This is a genomic window from Clostridium sp. UBA7339 (assembly GCF_002470865.1).
GTDB lineage: Bacteria > Bacillota > Clostridia > Clostridiales > Clostridiaceae > Clostridium_J > Clostridium_J sulfidigenes.
Map to the genome: position 1 here is coordinate 116,065 of NZ_DKPI01000014.1, position 26,111 is coordinate 142,175.

The 26,111-nt window shown below is 29.9% G+C and carries 25 protein-coding genes, 1 pseudogene and 2 riboswitches; of the genes and pseudogenes, 8 read left to right on the top strand and 18 right to left on the bottom strand.

Features of this window, described 5'->3' with window-relative positions:
• Nucleotides 1–37 precede the first annotated feature (37 nt).
• Entirely contained in the window at nucleotides 38–1,042 is a 1,005-nt protein-coding gene (locus B2S02_RS14685) for a M42 family metallopeptidase (RefSeq protein ID WP_035132595.1), read from the bottom strand.
• A 161-nt stretch (nucleotides 1,043–1,203) separates the two neighbouring features.
• Nucleotides 1,204–1,261, top strand: a riboswitch (Fluoride riboswitch).
• 145 nt (nucleotides 1,262–1,406) lie between these two features.
• Here B2S02_RS14685 and B2S02_RS14690 point away from each other — a divergent pair.
• The 3 genes from B2S02_RS14690 (at nucleotide 1,407) to mgtE (ending at nucleotide 4,637) form a co-directional block, all read left to right on the top strand.
• Nucleotides 1,407–2,591, top strand: coding sequence for a cation:proton antiporter (locus B2S02_RS14690; RefSeq protein ID WP_346920962.1), 1,185 nt, complete (start codon nucleotides 1,407–1,409; stop codon nucleotides 2,589–2,591).
• A 142-nt stretch (nucleotides 2,592–2,733) separates the two neighbouring features.
• Nucleotides 2,734–2,893: riboswitch (M-box (ykoK) riboswitch) on the top strand.
• A gap of 71 nt (nucleotides 2,894–2,964) precedes the next feature.
• The gene (locus B2S02_RS14695; RefSeq protein ID WP_346920963.1) at nucleotides 2,965–3,135 is read left to right on the top strand and encodes a hypothetical protein; all 171 of its coding nucleotides are present in this window, start codon (nucleotides 2,965–2,967) and stop codon (nucleotides 3,133–3,135) included.
• 164 nt (nucleotides 3,136–3,299) lie between these two features.
• Nucleotides 3,300–4,637: a magnesium transporter gene (gene mgtE / locus B2S02_RS14700; protein WP_346920964.1), complete on the top strand. Its 1,338-nt coding sequence runs from the start codon at nucleotides 3,300–3,302 to the stop codon at nucleotides 4,635–4,637.
• Between the two features lie 127 nt (nucleotides 4,638–4,764).
• Here mgtE and B2S02_RS14705 read toward each other — a convergent pair whose 3' ends face one another.
• From B2S02_RS14705 to B2S02_RS14780, 15 genes and pseudogenes are all read right to left on the bottom strand, one after another.
• Nucleotides 4,765–4,920, bottom strand: a complete 156-nt coding sequence (locus tag B2S02_RS14705) for a zinc-ribbon domain-containing protein (protein ID WP_035132598.1) — start codon at nucleotides 4,918–4,920, stop codon at nucleotides 4,765–4,767.
• A gap of 304 nt (nucleotides 4,921–5,224) precedes the next feature.
• Nucleotides 5,225–5,380, bottom strand: a complete 156-nt coding sequence (locus B2S02_RS14710; protein ID WP_035132599.1) for a zinc-ribbon domain-containing protein — start codon at nucleotides 5,378–5,380, stop codon at nucleotides 5,225–5,227.
• Nucleotides 5,381–5,538: 158 nt separating this feature from the next.
• On the bottom strand, nucleotides 5,539–6,981 hold the full coding sequence (locus B2S02_RS14715; RefSeq protein WP_346920965.1) for a DEAD/DEAH box helicase: 1,443 nt from the start codon (nucleotides 6,979–6,981) through the stop codon (nucleotides 5,539–5,541).
• Nucleotides 6,982–7,178: 197 nt separating this feature from the next.
• Nucleotides 7,179–7,334 (bottom strand): zinc-ribbon domain-containing protein, encoded by a 156-nt coding sequence (locus B2S02_RS14720; RefSeq protein ID WP_035132601.1) that lies wholly within the window; start codon nucleotides 7,332–7,334, stop codon nucleotides 7,179–7,181.
• 177 nt (nucleotides 7,335–7,511) lie between these two features.
• A complete protein-coding gene (gene clpB / locus B2S02_RS14725; protein ID WP_346920966.1) occupies nucleotides 7,512–10,127 on the bottom strand; it encodes an ATP-dependent chaperone ClpB in 2,616 nt (871 codons plus the stop codon).
• A 60-nt stretch (nucleotides 10,128–10,187) separates the two neighbouring features.
• Nucleotides 10,188–10,625 (bottom strand): MarR family winged helix-turn-helix transcriptional regulator, encoded by a 438-nt coding sequence (locus B2S02_RS14730; RefSeq protein WP_346848916.1) that lies wholly within the window; start codon nucleotides 10,623–10,625, stop codon nucleotides 10,188–10,190.
• 292 nt (nucleotides 10,626–10,917) lie between these two features.
• Nucleotides 10,918–12,894, bottom strand: a complete 1,977-nt coding sequence (locus tag B2S02_RS14735; protein ID WP_346848915.1) for a YgiQ family radical SAM protein — start codon at nucleotides 12,892–12,894, stop codon at nucleotides 10,918–10,920.
• Nucleotides 12,895–13,075: 181 nt separating this feature from the next.
• Nucleotides 13,076–14,110, bottom strand: coding sequence for a type I glyceraldehyde-3-phosphate dehydrogenase (gene gap / locus B2S02_RS14740; RefSeq protein WP_150843439.1), 1,035 nt, complete (start codon nucleotides 14,108–14,110; stop codon nucleotides 13,076–13,078).
• Nucleotides 14,111–14,414: 304 nt separating this feature from the next.
• Nucleotides 14,415–14,723, bottom strand: coding sequence for a thioredoxin (gene trxA, locus B2S02_RS14745; protein ID WP_346848914.1), 309 nt, complete (start codon nucleotides 14,721–14,723; stop codon nucleotides 14,415–14,417).
• A 174-nt stretch (nucleotides 14,724–14,897) separates the two neighbouring features.
• The gene (locus B2S02_RS14750; RefSeq protein ID WP_346848913.1) at nucleotides 14,898–15,350 is read right to left on the bottom strand and encodes a DUF4870 domain-containing protein; all 453 of its coding nucleotides are present in this window, start codon (nucleotides 15,348–15,350) and stop codon (nucleotides 14,898–14,900) included.
• Nucleotides 15,351–15,542: 192 nt separating this feature from the next.
• Nucleotides 15,543–15,926 (bottom strand): aspartate 1-decarboxylase, encoded by a 384-nt coding sequence (gene panD / locus B2S02_RS14755; RefSeq protein ID WP_346848912.1) that lies wholly within the window; start codon nucleotides 15,924–15,926, stop codon nucleotides 15,543–15,545.
• A 15-nt stretch (nucleotides 15,927–15,941) separates the two neighbouring features.
• A complete protein-coding gene (panC, locus tag B2S02_RS14760) occupies nucleotides 15,942–16,787 on the bottom strand; it encodes a pantoate--beta-alanine ligase (RefSeq protein WP_346920967.1) in 846 nt (281 codons plus the stop codon).
• 56 nt (nucleotides 16,788–16,843) lie between these two features.
• Nucleotides 16,844–17,671, bottom strand: a complete 828-nt coding sequence (gene panB, locus B2S02_RS14765; protein WP_346920968.1) for a 3-methyl-2-oxobutanoate hydroxymethyltransferase — start codon at nucleotides 17,669–17,671, stop codon at nucleotides 16,844–16,846.
• 1 nt (nucleotide 17,672) lies between these two features.
• Complete coding sequence (locus B2S02_RS14770; RefSeq protein ID WP_346848996.1) at nucleotides 17,673–18,521, bottom strand: Rossmann-like and DUF2520 domain-containing protein; 849 nt, start codon at nucleotides 18,519–18,521, stop codon at nucleotides 17,673–17,675.
• A gap of 301 nt (nucleotides 18,522–18,822) precedes the next feature.
• A pseudogene (locus B2S02_RS14780) lies at nucleotides 18,823–20,063 on the bottom strand (glycoside hydrolase family 3 protein).
• Nucleotides 20,064–20,156: 93 nt separating this feature from the next.
• On the opposite strand from B2S02_RS14780, the gene B2S02_RS14785 reads away from it, so the two are divergent.
• From B2S02_RS14785 to B2S02_RS14805, 5 genes are all read left to right on the top strand, one after another.
• A complete protein-coding gene (locus tag B2S02_RS14785) occupies nucleotides 20,157–20,312 on the top strand; it encodes a hypothetical protein (protein ID WP_167402876.1) in 156 nt (51 codons plus the stop codon).
• Nucleotides 20,313–20,448: 136 nt separating this feature from the next.
• Nucleotides 20,449–21,153, top strand: a complete 705-nt coding sequence (locus tag B2S02_RS14790) for a glycerophosphodiester phosphodiesterase (protein ID WP_346920971.1) — start codon at nucleotides 20,449–20,451, stop codon at nucleotides 21,151–21,153.
• Nucleotides 21,154–21,336: 183 nt separating this feature from the next.
• Nucleotides 21,337–21,870 carry an ECF transporter S component gene (locus tag B2S02_RS14795; protein ID WP_346877867.1) on the top strand — a complete coding sequence of 178 codons (534 nt, stop codon included), beginning with the start codon at nucleotides 21,337–21,339 and terminating at the stop codon, nucleotides 21,868–21,870.
• An 18-nt stretch (nucleotides 21,871–21,888) separates the two neighbouring features.
• Nucleotides 21,889–22,323: a DUF1893 domain-containing protein gene (locus B2S02_RS14800; RefSeq protein WP_051824025.1), complete on the top strand. Its 435-nt coding sequence runs from the start codon at nucleotides 21,889–21,891 to the stop codon at nucleotides 22,321–22,323.
• Nucleotides 22,320–23,432: an aldo/keto reductase gene (locus B2S02_RS14805; RefSeq protein WP_346848906.1), complete on the top strand. Its 1,113-nt coding sequence runs from the start codon at nucleotides 22,320–22,322 to the stop codon at nucleotides 23,430–23,432. Before B2S02_RS14800 ends, B2S02_RS14805 begins: the two co-directional genes overlap by 4 nt.
• Nucleotides 23,433–23,569: 137 nt before the next feature.
• Here B2S02_RS14805 and B2S02_RS14810 read toward each other — a convergent pair whose 3' ends face one another.
• Nucleotides 23,570–24,472: a GGDEF domain-containing protein gene (locus B2S02_RS14810; RefSeq protein ID WP_346848905.1), complete on the bottom strand. Its 903-nt coding sequence runs from the start codon at nucleotides 24,470–24,472 to the stop codon at nucleotides 23,570–23,572.
• 148 nt (nucleotides 24,473–24,620) lie between these two features.
• The gene (locus B2S02_RS14815; protein WP_051824026.1) at nucleotides 24,621–26,006 is read right to left on the bottom strand and encodes a DNA recombination protein RmuC; all 1,386 of its coding nucleotides are present in this window, start codon (nucleotides 26,004–26,006) and stop codon (nucleotides 24,621–24,623) included.
• Between the last annotated feature and the right edge of the window lie 105 nt (nucleotides 26,007–26,111).

The window sequence follows — 26,111 nt, forward strand, 5'->3', positions numbered from 1 at the left end:
ATTTAATTCTATCGTAAATTAAACTTTATATTTAATTCTATTCTTCGTCAAAGTTAAATTCTCTATTTACATAATTCACTAAAAGATCTATGGATGCATTTGTATCATCCATACTTAGTAACGCATTAGGTCCATGTACATATCTAGTTGCTACTGATATACCTGTGGCCCTAACTCCAAAGTTGGATTTATTGATAGCTCCTGCATCTGTACCACCACCATCAATAACATCCAATTGATATTTAATGTTATTTTCCTTAGCACAATTGACCATCTCTTCTACTAAATATTCATTGCATATAACTGAACCATCTGAAACCTTAATCGCAGTTCCTTCCCCAACTTTATTGCTACCTTCTGGGCAATTAGGAAAATCATGCGCAGTTGTAACATCTAGAGCTATTCCTAAGTCTGGATTAATTCTATTAGCTGCAACAGTAGCTCCTCTAAGACCAACTTCTTCTTGTGTTGAAAATACAAAGTATAAATCATTATACGGCTTATTGATTTTCTTTAAAGCTTCCACTAATATATAGCATCCAATTCTATCATCTAGCGCTTTACCTGTTATATTGTTTTCCTTAAGCTCTGCATAATCTCCAACATATGCTGCTACATCTCCAACTTTAAGATATTTTTCTGCTTCTTCCTTACTACTAGCTCCAATATCGATATACAATTTTTTAGTATCTGTGGTTAATTCTTTTTCCTTAATTGTGCTAGCTACTAGTCCAATTATTCCATTTCTAAACTTAACTCTATTCATAGATGTACCAATAACCGGGATTCCACCTAATGCTCTAACTCTAATATTCCCCTTATCTTCTATTTTTACAACTTGAAATCCTATCTCATCCATGTGAGCAGAGGCCATAATTTTCTTCTTATTTTCTCCAACTCCTGATTTATAAACTATTAAATTTCCAAGGGCGTCTACAGTAATTTCATCTGCTAACTCCTTAATCTCTTCTCTTATTACGCTTCTTATGTCTTTTTCATATCCACTAACACCAAAGGCACTGATTAATTTTTCTAATAACATAATATTTCCTCCTTATATATGTAAATTTATTCTATATTTATTATGTTATCATAATATTCTATGAAATTCTATAATAATTTCGTATATCGAAATTTTAATTCCCATAAAATTTTATACTTTTAAATATTGATTTTATTTTTAAACATTGATATACTCAAAATATAATTTATGGTGATGGAGTTCACCTTAATCGCAATTGCTAATGACTCCTACAGACAACGCTATGAGTATGTCTGTAGGAGATTTTTATGTGTAAAATAACTAAATTATTAACACCAAATAAATTCTTTCAATATTTTGTGTTAATAATTTATAGTCTTAATCTTGGCATTGTAAAGCTTTAATTTAAAAGGAGGGCTATTTTATGGCTACAAGTATAGCAATTATTATATTACTTGCTATTGTTTCTAACTTTATATTTGAAAAAATTAAACTTCCTGGACTTTTAGGTATGTTAATTTTAGGAATCACTATAGGTCCCTATGGATTTAATTTGGTTCATGGAGATTTACTAAATATCTCTTCTGATTTGCGTAAAATAGCACTTATTGTTATCTTATTAAGAGCTGGGATGGGTATAAAAACGTCCGATTTAAAGAAAATTGGAAAACCTGCAATAAAAATGAGTTGTATACCTGGAATATTAGAAGGTTTTTTTATAGCCTTTATTTCTACTAAATTACTAGGATTCACCTTTATCCAAGGAGGAATCCTTGGATTTATAATTGCTGCCGTATCTCCTGCTGTAGTTGTACCTCAAATGATTAGCCTTATAGATAAAAAAATTGGCACTAATAAGAGCATCCCTACTTTAATATTAGCTGGTGCTTCTATTGATGATGTATTTGCAATTACAATATTAACTAGCTTTCTTGCCTTATATTCTGGTAAGAACGTTAATATCGCTTCCCAACTTTTTCAAATACCACTTTCCATAATATTAGGAATAGGACTAGGATTAATATTAGGCTTTGTAATTATATATTTATTTAAAAAGTGTAGTATTAATGATGTAAAAAAGATACTAATTGTGCTAGCTATTTCTATACTTTTAACTACCTTAGAAACTATCTTTAAAGATAAATTATTAATTGCAAGCCTTTTAGGTGTTATGACTATTGGCTTTGTTCTTACTGAGAAACTTCCTAATGTTGCTGCTCCCCTTTCTCAAGGACTTAATACATTATGGATATTTGCAGAAATTCTACTCTTTGTTTTAGTGGGCGCTCAAGTAAACATATCTGTAGCATTCACCTCAGGCGCAATAGGTATAATAATTATTTTTATAGGACTAGTAGGTAGAAGTATTGGAGTTATAATTTCACTTATAGGTACTAATTTAAACGTAAAGGAAAGGATTTTCTGTGTCATCTCCTATATACCTAAAGCTACAGTTCAAGCAGCCATGGGGGCCTTGCCTCTGTCTCTAGGTGTTGTTTCTGGAGATTTTATTCTAGCAATATCTGTATTATCCATTTTAATAACTGCACCTTTAGGTGCTATTGGAATAAAGGTTTCAAGTAAATTCTTATTACACGTTGAGAACTAAAAATGCAATAATACATAATATAGGACTATTTCTTTTAAAATAAATAGTCCTATATTTTATCAAATGAAATGATTTAAAAAAATTCACCTTTTACTGTTGACTTATTTTAAATAAAGTAATATAATTATTTAGTGGAAAATTTTATATACCTCGGTAGGTGAGGTTACTACAAGGATACGGGTTGCTACCGTAAAAGAGTGGAAACACTCTTAACTGGTTAGCAGATTTTGCCGAACAAAGAAGGCTTAATCTAACGCAATTTCATTGCCTTGCAGAGCTAAAACTTGAACGAGACATACTATTATTAGTATTTGCCTGCGTTTTAGTTTACGGAGGTTTTTTTATTTGATAAACTTTAGGAGGTGTAAGAAGCATGGACGATGGTAGTAGTAATATTGACAATGAAGATTTAATAAGTTTATTGTTTAATCCAAAAATAAAACTCTATGTAACTTCTTACCCTCTTTATGGCATAATTAAATTTTACTTTAACTTTTTCAAAGTTAAATCTATCATTAAGAATTTTATGTCCATAAACAGATAGAAATATTACATAGTTATTTATCAAGGCATTAAACATGAGGTTTAATGCTTTTTTATGTCTTCATTGTTTTTTACCCACTACAACCTAGAAATTATAATTTTTCAATTTTAGTCAATACTTATTTTGAACGTTCATAATGTATTGAATTAATAGGAGGGGTAACAATGGAAAACACAATAAAACTAATCAATGAAAAAAAATTCATTGATGCAAGAAAAACTCTTGAAAAAAAGAATGTAGTAGATATAGCTACTTTATTAGGTGAAATGGATAAAGAATCTGTAGTTAAAATTTTTAGAGTACTTCCTAAAGACAAAGCTGCACATGTATTTTCTTATCTAGACCACGAGGAAAGACTATTTATAATTGACTCTATTACCGATAGTGAAATTTCAAATATTATAGATGATTTATTCATTGATGATACTATAGACTTTCTAGAAGAACTACCTGCTAATGTGGTTAAAAAAGTTTTAAAAAATACAGATGAAAATACTCGTAAGATTATAAATCAATTCTTAAAATATCCTGAAAGTTCAGCTGGAAGTATAATGACTATAGAATTTGCTGATTTAAAAAAGCATATGTCTGTAAATGAAGCTATTGCTCATATAAAGAAAACAGGCATAGATAAGGAAACTATTCACACTTGCTATGTTTTAGGCGATAACAGAGAGCTAGAAGGTATTGTTTCTTTAAGAAAACTTATTTTAAGTGATGAAAATATGCTAATAGAAAATTTAATGAAAACTGAATTTATACATGTTAATACTTTAGATGATCAAGAGAATATAGCTCAACTATTTAAAAAGTATGACTTGTTATCTATCCCAGTTACTGATAATGAAAAAAAATTAGTTGGAATAATCACCATAGATGATATAGTAGATATTATAGACCAAGAAAACACAGAAGACTTCCAAAAAATGGCCGCTATGGAGCCAAATGAAGAAGAATACTTAAAGACCAGTGTTTGGACTCTTTCTAAGCATAGAATAGTTTGGCTTCTTGTATTAATGATTTCAGCAACTTTTACAGGAAACATTATAAGAAAATTCGAAGATGTCCTATCCTCAGTAGTTATTCTTGCTTCCTTCATTCCAATGTTAATGGATACAGGCGGCAATGCCGGATCTCAATCTTCAACTCTTATCATAAGAGGTCTTGCCTTAGGAGATATAAAATTATCTGATGGATTTAAAGTTATATTTAAAGAACTAAGAGTTAGTATCATTACAGGTTCCGTTCTTGCCATAGTAAATTTTATAAGAATATATTATTTTGAAAAAATTAACCTTTTAATTTCTTTCACTGTATGTATAAGCTTATTCTGTACTGTTGTTGTAGCTAAAATAGTAGGTGGTATACTACCCATCTTAGCAAAAAAATTAAAATTAGATCCTGCTATTATGGCAAGCCCATTAATCACAACTATAGTAGATGCGGTTGCACTAACTCTATACTTTACATTATCCGTAAATCTACTACACCTAGCAGTTTAATTTATATTTTAATATAATAAAGGACTATTCTAAGGCAATCTATTATCTTTTAATTGCCTTAGAATAGTCCTTTAACTAAAAAAAGAACTACAAGACCTTAGTCTGTAGTTCTATAGAAAATAGATTATTATCTTCTATTTCTTTCTGCTTTTCTTGCTCTTCTGCAATCTGGGCATCTTACTGGCTCATTTTCGAATCCTTTTTCAGCGTAGAAAGCTTGCTCTCCCTCTGTAAATATAAATTCTTTACCACAGTCTTTGCATAATATTGTTTTATCTGCCATTTTAATTCCTCCATTTTTAAAGATTTACATTCAATTAACCAATTCCCTAAAAACGGAGAAAGTTATAATAGATGTGAATCTTTTTATTTTATGGTTTCAGTTTATCACTTTGCTAGTTAAATTTCAAGTATTTTTTGAATACTTATATCCATTTTTATACCAATTATAGGATTATTTTATTTTTAAATAACTCATATACTATATATAAAATCAATCCTTATATTTTAATAAATTATTATAATTTTATATAAAAATAAAGCTATAAGATTAATTCTTATAGCTTCTATTGAAATATTAAATATTACTATCTTCTATTTCTTTCTGATTTTCTTGCTCTTCTGCAATCAGCACATCTTACTGGGTCATTTTCGAATCCTTTTTCAGCGTAGAAAGCTTGCTCTCCTTCTGTGAATATGAATTCATTTCCGCAATCTTTACATGTTAATGTTCTATCTGCCATTTTTCATTCCTCCATTTTTAAAGATTTACTTTTAACTAACTGATTCTCTAAAACTGGAGAAAAGTGTTATTAATCTTAAATCTTTATAATATATTTTTGTATTTACTACTCTTTTAGTATATCATGGCGATAATAATAATTCAATATATATTTTAATTTTATTTCCTAGATTTTTGCACTTTAACTTTTTTACCTTTAATAATTATCTCTCCATATTTTTTTAAGAAGTTCTCACCTTTATTATTCAGTATATCTACATAAGAAATATTATCTTGTATATCTATTATACCAATATCGTCTCCATTCAAATCTGGAAGATTACTAAGAGCTCCCACTATATCTATATTCCTTATTTTCTTTTTTTTACCAGCTCCAATGTATACTTTTAAGATATCTTTATGAATTACTTTCTTTTTATTTCTCTGTCCTACTTTAAGTTCTTTCTGACTCTCCTTAAATACACTCTTACCTTCTTTAATCTCTAAATCACTTGGGAAATTCCCCTTTTTAATACTATACCCTAAGTATTCTTCTATAGAAGTCAAATACTTCTTTTCATATTCAGAAACTAAAGTTATAGCTGTTCCTTCCCGTCCTGCTCTTCCCGTTCTACCTATTCTATGAACATAACTTTCCCTTTCCATTGGAACTTCATAATTAAATACATGAGTTATATTATCTACATGAATCCCTCTTGCTGCAATATCCGTAGCAACCAGTACTTTAAATTCCTCATTCTTGAACCTTTCCATAGTTTCAATCCTTATTTTTTGTTCCATATCTCCATGTAGTTGTTCTACTGGAATTCCCTCTGACTTTAATTCTTCATACACTTTTTTAACTTTATCTTTGGTATTACAAAATATTATAGCTGCATCCGGTGTGCATGCATATAAGTTCTTCCATAAGGCTTTAAACTTATCTTTATGTTCAACATTTAAATATGATTCTTTTATTTTATCGCGATTAAATATCTTGGATTCTATTTCTAAAAATCTAGGGTTTATCATATAATTAGTGCATAGCTCCTCGATACTTTCTGGTATTGTTGCAGAAAATAGAGCTGTTGTCCTTTTTTTCGGTAGTCTATCTAGTATATCACTTATCTGATCTATAAAACCCATATTTAGCATTTTATCTGCTTCATCAATGATTACATATGTTAAATCCTTAAAGTTTAAGTTTCCTCTATTCATATGGTCACTTATCCTCCCAGGTGTTCCTATTACTATATGTACCCTCTGCTTAAGTTCTCTAACCTGCTCATTAAAAGGCTGCTTTCCAAAAACAGCAGCACATCTAACTTTTTTTATTCTCCCTATATTGGATATATCATCTTTAACCTGTAATGCAAGTTCTCTTGTGGGAACTAGAACTAATGCTGTTATTTTTCCCTCTTCTACCCTAACTTCATTACAAATAGGAACTCCAAAGCTCGCTGTTTTCCCACTTCCAGTTTGTGATTTTACTATAATATCTTCTCCATCCAAAAGACTTGGAATTGTTTTATCTTGAACTTCAGAAGGATTTTCAAACCCTAGATTGTTTAGAGCCTGTAATATGTTTTCACTTAAATTATATTTTTTAAATCCACTTTCCATAACTATCTCCTTGTATCTAATTAATATCTAATCATTATTCCTATTTTACATCATATTAGATTTATATATATATTTCTACTTATTTTTAAAATTTTATACATTAATACTTTTTATATAAATAGTTAATTCTATATAGCTCAAAAATAAAAGCTATAAGAATCACTTCTTATAGCTTTCATTGAAATATTAAATATTAATTATCTTCTATTTCTTTCTGCTTTTCTTGCTCTTCTGCAATCAGCACATCTAGTTGGCTCATTTTCGAATCCTTTTTCAGCGTAGAAAGCTTGCTCTCCCTCTGTGAATACGAATTCGTTTCCGCAATCTCTGCATGTTAATGTTCTATCTGCCATTTACAATTCCTCCATTTTAAAGATCCACCTATTATTAACAAATCCTCGAATTGAAGAAAATTATTATATATGTTAAATCTTTATTTCAATTTTATTTGTGTTTAACCACTTACTCAGTATAACATACACTTTACGTATAATGCAAGTAATTATATAAATATTTTATTTTATCTTTATTTATACAGTAGTAATCCCTTTATTACTTATTTCAAATACTATTTGTTCACCCTTACCATCTACTAAAATATTACATCCATCGTAAACTTCCCCAGCTATAATTTTTTTTGCAATCATGGTTTCTAAAACATTTCCAATATATCTTTTTAGTGGTCTTGCCCCATAAACTGGATCATAGCCTTCTGTTGCTAAAATCTCCTTAGCTACGTCAGTAATTTCTAAACCTATATTTTTATCATATAATCTTCTTCTAACATGGTCAATAAATATATCTATAATTTTCTTTATACCTTCAATATTTAGTGGTTTAAACATTATAATGTCATCTACACGGTTTAAAAATTCTGGCTTGAACCTACTCTTCATTTCACTCATTACTAAAGCTTTAGTTTTTTCAGTAATCACACCACTATCCTCTAGTAGATGACTACTACCTATATTAGAAGTCATAATTATTATAGTATTTTTAAAGTCTATAGTTTTGCCCTTATTATCAGTGAGTCTTCCATCATCTAATATTTGTAGAAATACGTTAAATACATCTTCATGAGCCTTTTCTATCTCATCAAATAAAACTACTGAATATGGATTTCTTCTTACCGCTTCAGTTAATTGTCCCCCTTCTTCATAACCTACATATCCTGGAGGCGCTCCTATAAGTCTTGATACTGAATATTTTTCCATGTACTCTGACATATCAATTCTTATAATATTTTCTTCACTATCAAATAAATTTCTCGCTAAAGTTTTAGCCAGTTCTGTTTTACCTACCCCTGTAGGCCCTAGGAAAATGAATGAACCAATAGGCTTATTTTCATCTTTCATCCCTGCTCTAGCCCTAATTACGGCATTAGCAACAGCTGTTACTGCTTCATCTTGACCTATTACCCTATTGCTAAGTTCCTCCTCTAATCTTAATAGTTTTTCTCTTTCCCCTTCTACTAATCGTGTTACTGGAATTCCAGTCCACTTAGATACAATTTGAGAAATTTCTTCTTCTGTAACCTCTTCTTTGAGAAGGGCTGTTTCATAATTATTGTGCATGCTTTCTTCTTTTTCCTTTATTTCTTCTTCAAGACGTGGTATAACCCCATATTTTAGTTCTGCAGCACTATTTAAATCATATTCTCTCTCATACCTTTCAACCTTACCTCTAGCTTCATCCAATTGCTCTTTCAAAGTTCTAACTTCAAGAATCTTGCTTTTTTCTTGTTCATATTTAGCAGTCATTTCATCATTTTTTTCTTTTAATTCTGCTAACTCCTTTTGAAGTTGTTCAAGTCTCTTTTGAGATGCTTCATCACTTTCTTTAATCAGAGCTTCTCTTTCAGTTTCTAATGTAAATAGCTTTCTTCTAACCATATCAAGTTCTGTAGGAAGAGAATCTATTTCACTTCTTATCATAGCCCCAGCTTCATCAATTAAATCTATGGCTTTGTCTGGTAAAAACCTATCTTGAATATACCTATTAGATAATTTGGCTGCTGTTACTATAGCTGAATCATGAATTCTAACTCCATGGTGTATTTCAAATCTTTCCTTAAGTCCTCTTAATATTGAAATTGTATCTTGTACTGTAGGCTCTTCTGCAATAACTGGTTGAAATCTTCTCTCTAATGCTTTATCTTTTTCTATATATTGTCTATATTCATCAAAAGTAGTAGCTCCAATACAATGTAATTCTCCTCTTGCTAGCATAGGCTTTATAAGATTTCCTGCATCTATAGCTCCATCAGCTTTTCCAGCACCTACAATAGTATGAATTTCATCTATAAATAATATTATCTTCCCATCAGAACTCTTAACTTCCTTTAGTACAGCTTTAAGTCTTTCCTCAAATTCACCTCTATACTTAGCTCCTGCAATTAAAGCTCCCATATCTAAAGAAAAAATCATCCTGTCTTTTAATCCTTCTGGTACATCTCCACGTACAATTCTTTCTGCCAAACCTTCAACTATGGCAGTCTTACCTACTCCAGGCTCACCAATAAGCACTGGATTGTTTTTAGTTCTTCTTGATAAAATTCTAATTACACGTCTTATCTCTTCATCTCTTCCTATTACAGGATCTAATTTATGTTCCTTAGCAAGGTCAATTAAATTCGTTCCATACTTAGCAAGAGCATCATAAGTTCCCTCTGGATCATTAGTATCTACCCTTTGATTTCCCCTAACCTGAGATAACACTTCCATAAATTTTTCTTTATCTATGCCATATTCCTTAAGTATTTTCCCTGATATACCTTTTGCATCAACCTCCATGATAGCCATCATTATGTGTTCTACACTTATATAGGAATCATGAAATTTCTCTGATATATCTTGAGCCTTAACTAAAACTTCATTGATTCTTCTAGTGGCAGTAACTCCAGATGAACGAGCTCCTTCTCCTAATACTTTAGGCATTTTCTCTAGCTCTAAATTTACTTTTCTTTTAATTCCTTCAACATCCACACCCATTTTTTCAAGGACATTAGGTATTAATCCATCTCTTTGATTTAGAAGTGCAGAGAATAAATGAATAATATCTACTTGTTGATGATTATTTCTTACTGCTTCCTCATAGGCATCATTTAAACTTTGTTGAACTCTTATTGTTAATTTTTCTGTCTCCATAACATCACCTGCTACTCCAATTTTATATCTAATTAAGTAGCATTTCTCCCTTCATAAAACTTAAATATTATTAACTATCTTTCTAAATAGCTTTAAAAATTCTTCTCTTTCACCATTTGTGTCTAAGGCATTTAAAACATATCCATACAATTTTCTTTCAAAAGCTATATGTTCATTCTTCACTTCCTTGCCTTCATCTGTAAGTTGTAATCCATAGGATCTTCTGTCTCTCTTACTAATAGTTCTATTCACATAATTAAGTCTTTCTAGCCTATCTATAGCACTGGTTAAAGTACTTTTAGGTATGTCTAACATATTACAAATTTCCTTTAAAATTATATCATCCCTATCATAGACAATTCTTATAATACTAATTTCCATAGTATTAAGTCTTTCTATCCTAGGAAATTCCTCCATAGTCCTATGTTGATTTGAAAAAGACAAAAACATTTTCCATAAATTCGAAAATTCTTCAATTAACTTGTCATTATCCTCCATTACACCTACTCCTTTAAAATCTTCTTATATCCTACAATCATCATAATTCAATTATTAAATCAATAGATTACAACCTATATTATTGTTTGCTAAACGTAAAATTTAATTAGTACGAATTTCGTACTATATCTTTAAATAAATAGTACTACCATCGTACTATTTTGTCAATAATGAAATTTTTTTAATCAAAAATAAAAGTAATAATGAAAATCTACTATCATTATTACTTTTATTTTATATTTACAATAAATTTTGATTTAATTATTTCTTATTTCTTATTTCTTTTCCCTAACTACTGACGAGTTTTCTTCATAGATTTTCTCTTATTAGTAGAAGTGTTTTTACCCTTTTTTCTTTCTAAAGAAGTTCTTCCATGACTACCTCTAGGTAAAACTGTTTTACTATTACTATGTTCTTTACCAACCTTTTTATGCCTACTGTAATTTCCACCATGGTTAAGATTTTTTCCTTGTGTTTTAGGCCTTATTAAACACTTCGGTCCATTTCCTATTAAATCTTCTCTTCCAGCTTCCACTAAAGCTTCATATACTATATCATACTTTTTAGGGTTTCTATATTGAAGAAGAGCTCTTTGCATTGCTTTTTCCCTCTTGCTCTTAGGTACATATATCTCTTTCATAGTTAATGGATCTACCCCTGTATAAAACATAGCTGTAGATAAAGTTCCAGGTGTTGGATAAAAATCCTGAACTTGCTCTGGCTGATAATTAATATCTCTTAGATATTCTGCTAACTCTATAGCTGATGCTAATGTACTCCCTGGATGACTAGACATTAAGTAAGGTATAATATATTGTTTCTTTCCAACTTGCTCAGTAAGATTATAAAACTTATCTACAAATCTATCATAGGTCTTCCCAGATGGTTTTCCCATATACTTTAAAACATCAGCACAAACATGCTCTGGAGCTACCTTTAATTGTCCACTTACATGATGTTCTACAAGTTCTTTAAAGAAGGTATCATTTTTATCTGCCATTATATAATCATAACGTAACCCTGAGCGTACAAATGCCTTCTTCACCTTAGGAGTAGCTCTTACCTTTCTTAGTAGTTCTAAATACTCAGTATGATCTGCATCTATATTTTTACATGGTTTTGGATATAAACATTGCTTATGCTTACATGCACCATGCTTAAGCTGAGTTTTGCATGCAGGGCGTCTAAAGTTTGCAGTAGGACCTCCCACATCATGAATATATCCTTTAAAATCAGGTAAATTTGTTATTTCTACAACTTCTTGTAAAATAGAATCTTCGCTTCTACTCTGAACTATTCTTCCTTGATGGAAAGTTATAGCACAAAAAGAACAATTTCCAAAGCAACCTCTAGAACTAACTATACTAAATTTAACCTCTTCTATAGCAGCTATTCCACCTGCTTCTTCATAACAAGGATGATAATTTTTTGTGTAAGATAATCCATAAACATGGTCTAACTCTTCCCTAGTTAGTGGCATCTCTGGTCTATTTTGTACCACATATCTATTGGCATGCTTTTGTACTAGAGCCTTTCCTCTTACTGGATCTTGTTCTTCATATTGAACCTTAAATGCTTTGGCATACTCCATCTTATCTATAGATACAGCTTTATAGGACGGTATCTCAATATACCCGCTTACATATTCTAAGTCATCTATCATATAGCATGTTCCAGGCACATGTCTTATATACTGAACTTCTAATCCATCATTTAAACAATTTGCCACTTCTACTATTTGCTTTTCACTCATTCCATATATAAGTAAATCAGCTCCACTATCTACTAACATTGATTTTCTTACCTTATCACTCCAGTAATCATAATGGGCAAATCTCCTAAGACTAGCCTCTACTCCACCAATTATAACCGGAATATTCTTATATGCTTCTCTAATTTTATTACAGTATACAATAGTAGCTCGATCTGGTCTTAAACCTATTTTCCCACCTGGAGAATAAAGATCCTTTTCTCTAACTCTTTTAGCTACAGTGTAATGATTTACCATGGAATCCATGTTACCACCATTAACTAAAAATCCTAATCTAGGTCTTCCTAATTTCATAAAATCTTCAGTGTTATGCCAATCAGGTTGAGGAATTATTCCTACTTTAAATCCTGCATCTTCAAGAACTCTAGAAATTATAGCAGTACCAAAGCTATGATGGTCTATGTATGCATCTCCTGTTACTATTATAAAATCTAACTGTTCCCATTGTCTTTCTAACATATCATCTTTACAAATTGGTAAAAATCTATTTTCTAACATTTAATCACCTACTCAAATATAGTTCAAATTTATAATTCAACTCAAGGTCTAATTATACTATAAAAAGAATCAAGAGACTATTTCTTTTACAAAATAATCTCTTGACTCTAAATTAAATATATTGGTATTTTATAATAGTTGGCTAAATTAATTTATATTGTTACTTAAAACCCTTAACACCTTAAGCTATTTTAGTAACTTTTTCTTCCTTTAACATCTGTGCAACGTAGTTAGCTAAATCAACAACTCTTGCTGAATATCCCCACTCATTATCATACCAAGATGCTACTTTAATCATGTTTCCATTTACCATAGTTGATAATCCATCTACTATAGAAGATCTACTATCTCCTTTAAAGTCTACAGATACTAATGGTAATTCACATAAACCTAATATTCCCTTAAGTTCATTTTCAGATGCTTCTTTAATTACTCTATTTATTTCTTCTACGGTAGTTTCTTTTTCAACTTCGCATACTAAATCTGTTATAGATACAGCAGCTGTTGGAACTCTTAATGCAAATCCATCTAATCTACCCTTTAATTGAGGTAATACCTTTGCAACCGCTTTTGCAGCTCCAGTTGTAGTTGGCACTATAGATTCCCCTGCCGCTCTTGCTCTTCTTAAATCTTTATGACTCTTATCAAGGATTTGTTGGTCATTTGTATAAGAGTGAACTGTAGTTATAAATCCTTTTTTAATCCCAAATTTATCATCTATTACTTTAGCTACAGGTGCTAGACAATTAGTAGTACATGATGCATTTGATATGATTGTATGTTGTGATAAATCTAAATCAGAATCATTTACACCCATTACTACTGTTATATCTTCATCTTTACCTGGTGCTGTTAATATAACTTTTTTAGCTCCTGCTTTTACATGATCCATAAGTTCTTCTTTTGTTTTAAATTTTCCAGTAGACTCTATAACTAAATCAACCTCTAAGTCCTTCCAAGGAATTTCTTTTGGTGATCCACATCTTGTTATCTTTATTTCTTTATTATTAATTATTATTGAATCCTCTGTTGTCTTAACGTCTCCTTTGAAGGTACCAAAGCATGAATCATAAACAAATAAATGTGCAAGTGTTTTTATATCTGCTCTAGCATTTATAGCTACAATATTAAAATCCGTCTCAGGACTTTCACATGCTATCCTTAAAAAAGTTCTTCCGATTCTTCCGAATCCATTTATTCCAACGTTTATCATAATTGAACCCCCGCAATTCATTGTTATACTCTTTATATCAATATAGTATATCACATTAGAATATGTGTCAAATATAGTATATCATATTTTTTCTTAATTTCCCGTTGAAATATAGTATTTACTTTCATTTTCTTTTATTTACTACCATTTTCATATTTATATTTATGTAAAAAATATTTAATTTACTAGGTTGATTATTAAATTTCATTAAAAACTAATCATTTAAATCTGATATATATGCTACACTTTTACTTTTATAATATAAATAAAAATCCCACCAAGTTGGTGAGATTTTTATTTGTTATTTTTAAAGATGAGTTTGAAGTTTAGCTTTAATGTCTTCTGGAGACATATAGCCTACCATTCTATCTACAGGAATTCCATCTTTAAGTACTACCATAGTGGGTACACTCATAACAGAGAATTTTTTAGCAAGAGATCTACTTTCATCAATATCTGACTTTAAAAATTTAACTTTACCATCAAAATCTCCTTGAATATCTTCTAACACTGGAGTTAATCTTTGGCATGGTCCACACCAAGTAGCAAAGAAATCCACTAAAACTAAACCTTTGCCTGCTTCATTTTCAAAATTATTTTCATCTATAACTTTCATAATAATCATCCTCCTATTCTTTTAAAGGTTAATACCTTTATTTTACTATAAATACATAAATTAAAAAAGCCTTCTTTTCATCATTATCCCATTTTATTTCGTACATCTAAGTATAATCCTTAAAAATCCTTTTAATATCATCATCAATCTACGAATTTCAAAGATTATACCATATCAATATTTTTTATATGCTATTTTTCTAGCCATTAACCCTATAATAGGAATTTCATATTCTTTATATTCATAACACTTCACCATTGAAATAATTTCAAATATAGTTATAACTATAGCAACTATACCTGTTATTATTGCTGATAGTAATATAGTACCTAGGGCCCCATATGCTAGAGGTCTAAAAAACATTAATCCTATACTACCACCTATAATCATAAATATAATAGAACTAAATATAATACCTACAATATTTATTAAAAAAGCTTGCATAGCATGAAACTTCACAAAACTGCTATCCTTTTCTAAAATATAAATTACAATAGGAGCAAGCCATGCTATAATCTTTATTCCTGGAATAAAAATTACTACTATTGCTGCACCGTAAGCAATCAGAGCCATAACATTAGCATCTATATTTCCTATAGAAGACTTATGTGGTTCATAAATATTCATATAATACCATCTCCTTTTATATCCATATAATTATATTATTCCTTAATATAGTTATAATTACAATATATTTAATTCCTTATTTTTAATTTTTAAAATTTATAAAAAAAGGAATGGAAAAAGCTCATAAATAGTTAATTTCGATTTATGAACTTTCTACATTCCTAATAAATATGAAATTATATATGTTTATACTTACTTAAGCTCACCATGTTTTTCATAATGTGCAATTTCTTTTATTTTATTGCTATGATCTACAAAAACCACTGTTGGTTTATGTTCTTTGGCTTCTTCTCCATTCATTTCACAATAACTCATAATTATAACCTTATCTCCTACTTGAACACATCTAGCTGCTGCTCCATTAAGGCATATAAGACCACTACCTCTTTTTCCTGCTATAGTATAAGTTTCAAATCTACTTCCATTGTTAATATCTACAATTTGAACCTTTTCATATTCTAGAATTCCTGCTGCATCAAGTAAATCTTCATCTACTGTAATACTCCCTACATAATCAAGCTCAGCTTGGACTACGGTAGCTCTGTGTATTTTTCCCTTTAACATCGTTATTGTCATTGTTTTTCCTCCTAATTATATGTGATAAGTAAAGTTATCAATTAATCTTGCTTTTTTAAAGTACACTGCCAATGCTACTAGGACATCCTCCTTAATCTCTTTTACCATCTCTAAACTTTCACTGCTTACCACTTCTATATAATCTATTTTGGCTAAATCTTCTTTCTCTATATTTTCCCTAATTAGCTTTTTAATATTATCTGGATTTCTTTCTCCATCCTCTAATAGTTTTTTAGCCATAGAAAGAGATTTATTAAGCACTAATGCAGCCTTTCTTTCTTCTGGAGATAAATATATATTTCTTGAACTCTTCGCAAGTCCATCAGTTTCTCTAATAATTGGACATCCTACTACTTCAATATCAAAATTCAGATCTCTTACCATTCTTTTTATAACCGCTAATTGCTGAGCATCCTTTTCTCCAAAATATGCTCTATGGGCAGGTATAATATTAAATAACTTAGAAACTACAGTGCAAACTCCTCTAAAGTGCGTTGGTCTGCTACTTCCACAAAGTCCAGTGGTCAAACCACCTACCTCTAAAAAAGTTGAAGCATCTTTATAATACATATCTTCACTTTCTGGATGAAATATTAAACTTGCTCCAGCATTTTCACAAAGTTTTGAATCCCTTTCTAAATCTCTAGGATATTTATCTAAATCTTCATTAGGCCCAAATTGAGTTGGGTTTACAAAAACACTAACTACTACTCTATCATTTTCTGATACAGCCTTTTTAATCAAACTTTCATGACCTTCATGTAAATAACCCATAGTTGGAACTAATCCTACTTTTAAACCTTGAGCCTTCCACCCTTTAACTACTTCTCTTACTTTTATTACATCATTTAATATTTCCATAATTTTACCTTCTTTTTAGTTTAATTTTATTAATTCACTCAGCACTGAGTTTACTTTTAATATAGTTTAGATATAACTTCTTCACTTATTTTAAATCCATGCTCTAGTGCTGGAAAAATTCCCTTACTTACATCTTCAATATAGGCTTTAAAAGCTTCTGTCATTGTAGCTCCTAAATCCGCATATTTCTTAACAAACTTAGGTGTAAAATCATTAAACATTCCTAACATATCTTGATATACAAGAATTTGTCCATCGCAACTAGCTCCTGCTCCAATACCTATTGTTGGAATTGATATTTCTTTGCTAATTATCTCTGATAACTTAGCTGGAACACACTCTAAGACCACTGAAAATGCGCCAGCTTTTTCTACCGCTTTTGCTGCTTCAATGAGTTCTTTAGCCGCTTCTTCACTTTTTCCCTGCACCTTAAATCCACCTAAGGAATTTACTGATTGAGGGGTTAATCCTATATGTGCCATTACAGGAATAGACGCTTTAGTTATAGCTTCAATTCTATCGCACATATCTACTCCACCTTCTAGTTTTACGCATTGAGCACGTCCCTCTTTCATAAGGCGTCCCGCATTAAAAACAGCGTCATAAACAGAAGTTTGATAAGACATAAATGGCATATCTGCAACTACTAAAGCATTTTCTGTTCCTCTTGCTACGGCCCTTGTATGATGAATCATATCCTCTATAGTTACTGAAATTGTATCCTCATAACCAAGACACACCATCCCTACTGAATCTCCAACTAAAATACCATTAATCCCTGAACTATCAATAATCTTAGCCATGGAATAGTCATAGGCAGTAAGCATAGTTATTTTTTCACCCTTTGCCTTTGCTTCTCTAAATGTTATAGTCGTATTTTTCATTTTATTTTTCCTCTCCTAGAAATTGTTCAATCTCACTATAATCTCTATTTTTATTTTTTTTCTTTGCCACCTTTAACAAATTATTATTTAACATCCTATATAAAACTTTATCTTCCTCACTTAAACAAGCTATATGAGCCTTCATAGTAGATAAATCACCTCTTTCCAATGGTCCTGTAAGGCTTTTTACCATTCCTGAAGATTTTATATTCTCTATATTATTGTTTATAAGAGGATATAAGGCTTCAATGGCTAAATCTTCACTAAAACCACACTGTTTAAGATAATTTACACCATTATTAATAAGCCCTAGAACCAAGTTACTGCTAATAACCGATGCTAAGTGATATAAACTCTTACTTTCTTTTTCAATAATTTTTACCGAATTACCCAGAGAACGAAAAATTTCAGCTAATTTATCAATATATTTTTCATGTCCTTCAATAGTTATAAAGGCTTTTTTAAAATTTTTATAGGAATTATATTTGTCTGATATGGCAAACATAGGATGTATAGAATATGGGTAAGCACCAAACCTGCTTATATCTGAAAAGATTTCCGAAGATAACAAACCACTACAGTGGCATATTAATTTATTTTTTATAGACAACTCTTTAAGCTCATTCCAAACCCCATGAATTTCTCCATCTGGGGTAGTAATAAAAATCACATCACTTTCTTTCATTAACTCCTTTAAGTTTATGAAAGATTTTGTGCCAGTAAATTCTGCGGCTTCCTTAGCTGAGCTATGATTCCTACTATAATATCCAATAAGTAAGATACCATTCTCTTTAAAGTATTTCCCTAGCGAAAAACCAACCTTCCCGGCTCCAATGAATCCAAATTTTATAACAATCACTCCTCACTTTATCTGTTTTCTAAGTTAATATTAAAACAATACATAAATATTAACTGAAATTTAAAACTAAAAATCATGTGAAGTAATTTGTTATCTAAGTCTCATTCTAAAAGATATGAGCTGTCCGTAAAACTTTTCCTTTATAGCTGCTTTCCCTAGAGAATAATAGCTATATACAAATTAGAATATTATTTTTCAATCTATATATTCTAATTTAAAGATATAATCAAATTATAGGTGCAGTTATTCCTATACTGCCCATAATTACTTATATCACAATTATATAAGTAATTCAATGTCTAGAAATTGTATTTTTTAGTTTTAAAATTCTATAAACACTCTCATTAATTCTTTTTTCAGTAATGATACCATTTCTAACAGCTTCTACTACTCCATCTATGGCACTATTTTGATCATGTATACCTGATGATACTATTATTATGTCATTCCCTGCTTCTATAGCTTTAACCGCTGATTCATTAGTTGGATACTTGCCTTTAACTCCCTCCATAATCATATCATCTGTAACAACTACTCCATTAAATCCTAACTCTTCCCTTAAAAGCTTTGTGACAATATTTTCAGATATACTTGCTACGTAATCCTTATCTAATTGAGGTAAGTATAAATGACCTACCATTATCATTTCAACACCATTATCTATTGCATATTTAAATGGAATTAACTCTAATTTTTTTAATTCATCAAGGGATTTATTTATAACTGGCACCCCCACATGAGAGTCAACATCTGTATCCCCATGTCCTGGAAATGCTTTCCTACTCCTAAAACACCTGCACTCTTCAAACCTTTATATACTTCCGTTCCCATTTTCTTAACAATTTCAGGATCATCTGAAAATGCTCTATTACCTATAACTGGATTATTAGGATTAGAATTCACATCTAGCACAGGTGCGAAGTCAAGATTAAAACCTAAAGACTTTATAGTTTCACCTATAGCTTTTCCATGTTCAAAAGCATAATTTAAATCTCCAGTAGCTCCTACATCCCATGCAGATTCAAAACGTCCCATTTCCTTAGGAATTCTACTTACAACTCCACCTTCTTCATCCACTGACATAAAAAGTTTAACCTTGTTTTCATTATTTAACCCATTCAAACTTTCTATTAACTTTTTTGTTCCACTTACAGTGTTAATATTTTTACTAAATAATATTATACCTCCTACTTTTTTATTTTTTATTAAACTAATAATATTATCATCCACTTCATAACCATCAAATCCAACAATAAACAGCTGACCTACTTTTTCCTCTAATGACATAGCATCTATTTCATCTTGTATTGGGTCAACTTGAGGCTCCTCTTCACCGAATTCTTCCACCATATTATTATTTTTCAAATCCTTATTAGACTTATCTTCTATATCTATTTTATTATTATACTTTGATTCTTTACTTATAAAGCTACATCCATAGAATAAAATATTTGATGTGCAAATAACTACGACGATCATTATAACCTTTGTTAATTTACTAATTGTCTTGAAAATATTTCTACTACTTTTCATTTATTTTACACTCCTTTAATTTCCTATAATAAAATACACAAAATAAACCACACTAAAATTATATTCAAATTTATTTTTTTAGGAGGAATTCTTATGACAAAGGATAGTCAACCAGATAACAAACAAGCTAGAATGGAAAAATGTAATTATCAAACACCAATTACTAGTGAGACAGGAAAAAATCATAATAGAACTGCTAAAAAGCATTCTATTAAGAGAGAAGGATTTCAAAGCCCTCATATAAATTAAAATTATAACCGATCCTTAAGTAATGGGGAAATTCCCCATTACTTTTTTAATATATTTTAATATATTATTCTTTTATCACATATTAACACCTTTGTTCAACTGTAGTAATATATTTATATACGGAGGTGTATAAATTATGATTTATTTTGCTCATAGAGGTGCTAGCAAAAATTATCCTGAGAATACTTTGCTTGCCTTTCATAAGGCTATTATTGCAGGTGCAAAAGCAATTGAACTAGATGTTCATAAAACAAAGGATAATAAGCTAGTAGTTATTCATGATGAAGATGTTGCAAGAACCTTTCAGGGTAAAGGACTTATAAAAGACTTAACCCTCAAAGAAATTAGTTCCTTAAAATCTAAAAATATTGATTATGAAAATAGCAAGTTATGTAAGATTCCAACTTTATACCAGGTCTTAGAGTTACTTAAACCTAGTAAAGTCCTTATAAATATAGAACTTAAAACTGATGTTATTCACTATAATAATATAGAAAAAGATGTGATTGATTTAATAAAAAACTATGGTATTGAAAACCATGTATTACTTTCTAGTTTTAATCACACTTCCCTTGAAATATGTAAGTCTATAGATAAAAATATAAAATTAGGTGTGCTAATTGATAGAAAAATTGATAATATAATTGCCTATGCTAAAAATCTAGGTGCTTATTCTTTAAATCCTAATGTTTATTTAGTAAATGAGCCTTTAATCAAATTGGCTCATAATAATAACTTAAAAGTATTCACCTACACCGTAAATAAACCATTTATAGCCAATCACCTTGATAAAATTGGATGTGATGGTATCTTTACCGATAACATAGAGAAATTTATTTAAGTATGATTTTAAGTTCAGTAGATAAAAGGAGTTAAGTTACTTGCTTTAACACCTTTTATTATATTTTATATCAAATTACTAATTTAATATTCATAATTTTAAAAATAATTATAGAAGTACATTTACTTATAATGGTATAATTACTTAGAGTCCAAAAATAATTATTGAAAAGGTGTGATAAAATTGAAAACAAAACAAATAGTTTACAGTGGACTTTTAATTGCTTGCAGCATTTTACTTCCCCAATTATTTCATTTAGTGGGAGGTCCCGGTATTGGAACAACACTTCTTCCTATGCATATTCCAGTTTTAATTGCTGGATTTATCCTTGGTCCTATTACCGGATTAATAATTGGAATTTTAAGTCCTATTTGTAGCTTTTTATATACTGGAGGAATAATGCCTGCAATACCTATGTTATATCTTATGATAGTTGAACTAGGTACTTATGGATTATTTACAGGTCTTATATTTAAGAAATTTAAATTCAACATATATGTATCACTTATTGTATCTATGATTGCAGGTAGAATAACTAGAGGTTTAGTTTTTGTCGTTGCTACAAAATTTTTGGGAATTTTTCTTCCTCCTGCTATGGGTATATCTATAGCAATAACTCAAGGTATTCCCGGAATAATACTTCAAATGCTAATTATCCCACCAATTCTCTATTGGTTATGTAAGCTACCATATACTAAAAACTTAATGACTCAATAAATTTGGAGGCGTATTAAAATGAAAACCCGTATAAAAGCTTTACTTGAAGAATATAAATATAGCTGTATCCTTATGAGCAAAGAAAAAACTGTGATGACTTCCTTTGATAAAGGTGTAAGCCCTATATATAAATATATCAAAGAAAATGGAGTGTCTCCTATACCATTAATAATGGGCGATAAAATTGTTGGAAAGGCAGTTGCTCTGATGGCTATTTATGGTGGTGTGGAATATATCTACACACAAATAATTAGTCAAGGCGCTATAGATATTTTAAATTCCCATAATATTAAATTTGACTACGAAGAAATAGTTCCTTATATAAATAATCGTAAAAAAGATGGGCAATGTCCTATGGAAGCATCTTTGTCTGGCACAATAAATCCTGAAGAAGGATTTAATATAATTGATACATTTATTAAAAATAGAGAATTAAAGGAGTGTCCAAAATGATTTATAAACCCTATGGTAAAACTGGTAAAATGGTTTCTGCCCTCGGCTTTGGTGGAATGAGATTTAAAGATGATTGTTCCATTGAAGAAGGAGCTGAAATAGTTAGGTATGCAAATAGCCTTGGTATAAATTACTTTGATACTGCACCTAACTATTGCAATGATAGAAGTGAAGATATCTTTGGAGAAGCTTTTAAAAATATGTCTGGTGAATTCTATGTATCTACTAAAAGCAGTCTTGGTAGTGAACCAGATGCAGATTCAGTAAGACGTAGAATAGAAAACTCACTCAAAAGACTTGGTATAGACAAAATTAACTTTCATCACATGTGGTGTATTATGGACCTTAATCACTATAAAAAAGTTATGGCCAAAGGTGGTCCTTATTGGGGAGCTCTTAAAGCTAAGGAGGAAGGCTTAATAGACCACCTAGTATTTTCTACCCATGCTTCTGGTGAAGAAATTAGAATTATGGTAGAAGAAGGTTATTTTGAAGGAGTAACCTTAGGATACAACATTTTAAACTTTCCGTATCGACAAGAAGGTATTTTAGCTGCTCATCAGCATGGTCTAGGAGTAGCAACCATGAACCCTTTAGGTGGTGGATTAATTCCTGAAAATCAAGAATATTTTTCATTTGTAAAACAAAATCAAAATGAAAGTGTTGTACAAGCAGCGCTGCGTTTTAATGCTTCTCATGAATGTATTTCAGTAACTCTATCTGGTATGGGTAGTAAGGAAGAAGTTAAGCATAATGTAGATGCTGTTAAAAACCTTACTATTCTCAAAAACTCTCAAATAGAAACTTTAAAATCTTCTCTTAGGCAAGATATGAATCAACTATGTACAACTTGTCAATATTGCAAACATTGTCCTAAAGGTATTAATATTCCTAAATATATGGATTTATATAATTATTACGTATTAAAAGGTATTAATGGTATAAAAGAAATGTATGAATTACTCTCTAAATATGGCGATATTGACTTTGATAAAGATATGGCTCCCAGCGATTGCATTGGGTGTAAAAAATGTGAAACTCTGTGTACACAAAAGTTAAATATAGTAGACAGACTAGATTGGATTAATCGCAATGTGATTAGAAACTAGTTATTTATAATATGTTAGTTGAGTAGTTTAGCTTTAAATTAAAAATATATGGATTTATTAAAATTTCATTTAATAAATCCATATATTTTCTTTGTTATGTACTTTAAAATAATAATCATAAACTTTTTATAATTTTATTAATCTCTTAACCTATTTTTATTAACAACGGTAGTATTCCTCCCCTTTTCCTTAGCCTCATAAAGGTTTATATCTGCTCTATATATTATATCTTCGGTATTCATATCTAAATCTCTAAAGCCATATACTCCGAAACTACAGGTTATACTAAACTTATTTCCTTTATGTTCAAGGGTCGTTTCCTCTAAATTCTTCCTAATTCTTTCTGCAATAATTTCTGCTTTATCTTCATCTGTATCATTTAAAACAATTAAAAATTCTTCTCCACCATAACGTCCAATCCAATCACTTCCATTGCTTCTAATATATTTTGAAGCAATTCTCGTAAAATCTTTTAATACATTATCTCCAACTATATGACCATAGGTATCATTAATTTCCTTAAAATAATCTATATCTGCCATTATAACAGACATAGATTTTTGTTCCCTTATAGATTTCTCAACATCAACTTCTAATCGCTCTCTTATGTACCTTCTATTATATACACCTGTAAGATCATCTATTAGGGTAGTTTCTTGTATATTTTTCAAAAACTTCTCAATAGATTCTGCATATTCCCTCTCTCTATCTATAATAGCTCCTCCTTTTGATATATCCTTCACTAACTCAACTATATAGGTTTCCTTGCCAATATTTATAGGAGAAGCCATAACTAGAAAAATCCTGTTTTTGTTATACTCTATTTTTACTACTGTTTCATTGCTTTCATATGCTTGTTTAGAAATACAATTTTCACATATACCATTCCTATTCCATAACTCATAGCAATGTGTATCAGTATTTATAGTATTGTTATCTGTTGATAAAATTTTATTATTATTGGGATTAATTATTCTTATCATATCATATATATTTTTAAAGATTGAAAGTCGCTCTTTCACATCATCCATTATATCCATACTTCAAAAACCTCCTTGTTTAAAATATGGCTTCATTTGTTATGTATTTTTTATTTTTCAGCTGTAATAAAGTACATCTCTACATGTAATTCTAAAATATCTTTTATATATATTTTGAAAAAATGATCTAGAATATACTTCTATTTAACTATTCATCTATAGAAAGTACATCTATATATTTCTCTGATACATCATTTGTCAAACTTTCTACACTCATAAGTTTTTTATTAATCTGCTTAGTCCTTGTACCTACAAGCTTATCTAAATCTGTACTTGCTTGATTTAACTTTTTCTGTGTAGCTTTAAGCACCTCTTCAAATTTTCCAAACTCTGTTTTAACTGCTCCAAGTACATTCCAAACTTCACTAGATCTTTTTTCAATTGCAAGAGTTCTAAATCCCATCTGTAAACTATTTAAAAGTGCTGCTAAAGTTGTTGGGCCTGTTATATTTATCTTATATTCTCTTTGAAGAATTTCAACTAAATTAGTTCTTTTAACTACCTCTGCATAAAGACCTTCTATTGGTAAAAACATAATTGCGAAATCAGTGGTGTAAGGTGGGTCTATATATTTATCTCTAATATCCTTAGCTGATTTCTTTATAGCTGTTTCTAACTTTTTATAACCTTCTTCTATTAAACTTTGGTCTCCAGTATCATAGGAATCCACCAAATTGTGGTATACATCCAAAGGAAACTTTGAATCTACAGGAAGGTATACTACATCAGAGGTTTTATCCTTACCTGGAAGTCTTATTGCAAATTCCACATTATCTCTAGATCCCTTCTTAGTTACTACATTTATATCGTACTGTTCTTTAGTAAGAATTTGATCTAAAATTCTTCCCAATTGAATTTCTCCTAAGGTTCCTCTAGTCTTAACATTGGAAAGAACTTTTTTTAAATCTCCTACTCCCATAGCTAAGGTTTGCATCTCACCTAGTCCTTTATGCACAACTTCCAATCTTTCACTTACCAACTTAAAGGATTCTCCTAATCTCTTCTCCAATGTACTTTGTAACTTTTCATCCACAGTTTCCCTCATTTTTTCTAACTTATCCTCAGTAGACTTAAGCAACTCACCTTGTTTTTGGGATAAATCATTAAATTTTTCTTTTTGAAGATTATTAAACTCATTAACACTTTTAGAAAATTGATTTTCAAAAGATTTAAGTGATTTTTCTATAGTATTAGAATATGTATCTAGTTGATTCTTTTGAAAATTTGCTATTTCACTCATTCTACCTAAAATAGCATCACTTAACCTTTGTATTTGAAGGTTCAACTCAATTCTAGCTTCTTTTTCACCTTTACGAGATTCTTCCCTATTTCTAGAGATTTCATCTCTAAAGGCTTTTTCTAATTTATCAACACTTTTATCTATATCTCCTACCCTTTGTTCTATATGTAAGATTGAATTCTCAATATCGGCTGCACTGCCCTTTTGCATTCTGCTTCTAGAATCCTTTAATTTTAGAGTAAAATATATATTTATAATTAACAATATAATTACAATAACCAATAAAACTTCCATTATCTCATCCCCAATCTTAAAATTTATATAAGAATATTACTCTCAAATACCGTTTAAAGGCTAAATAGAAAATTTTATCTATTTAGCCTTATATTTAAGGTAAAA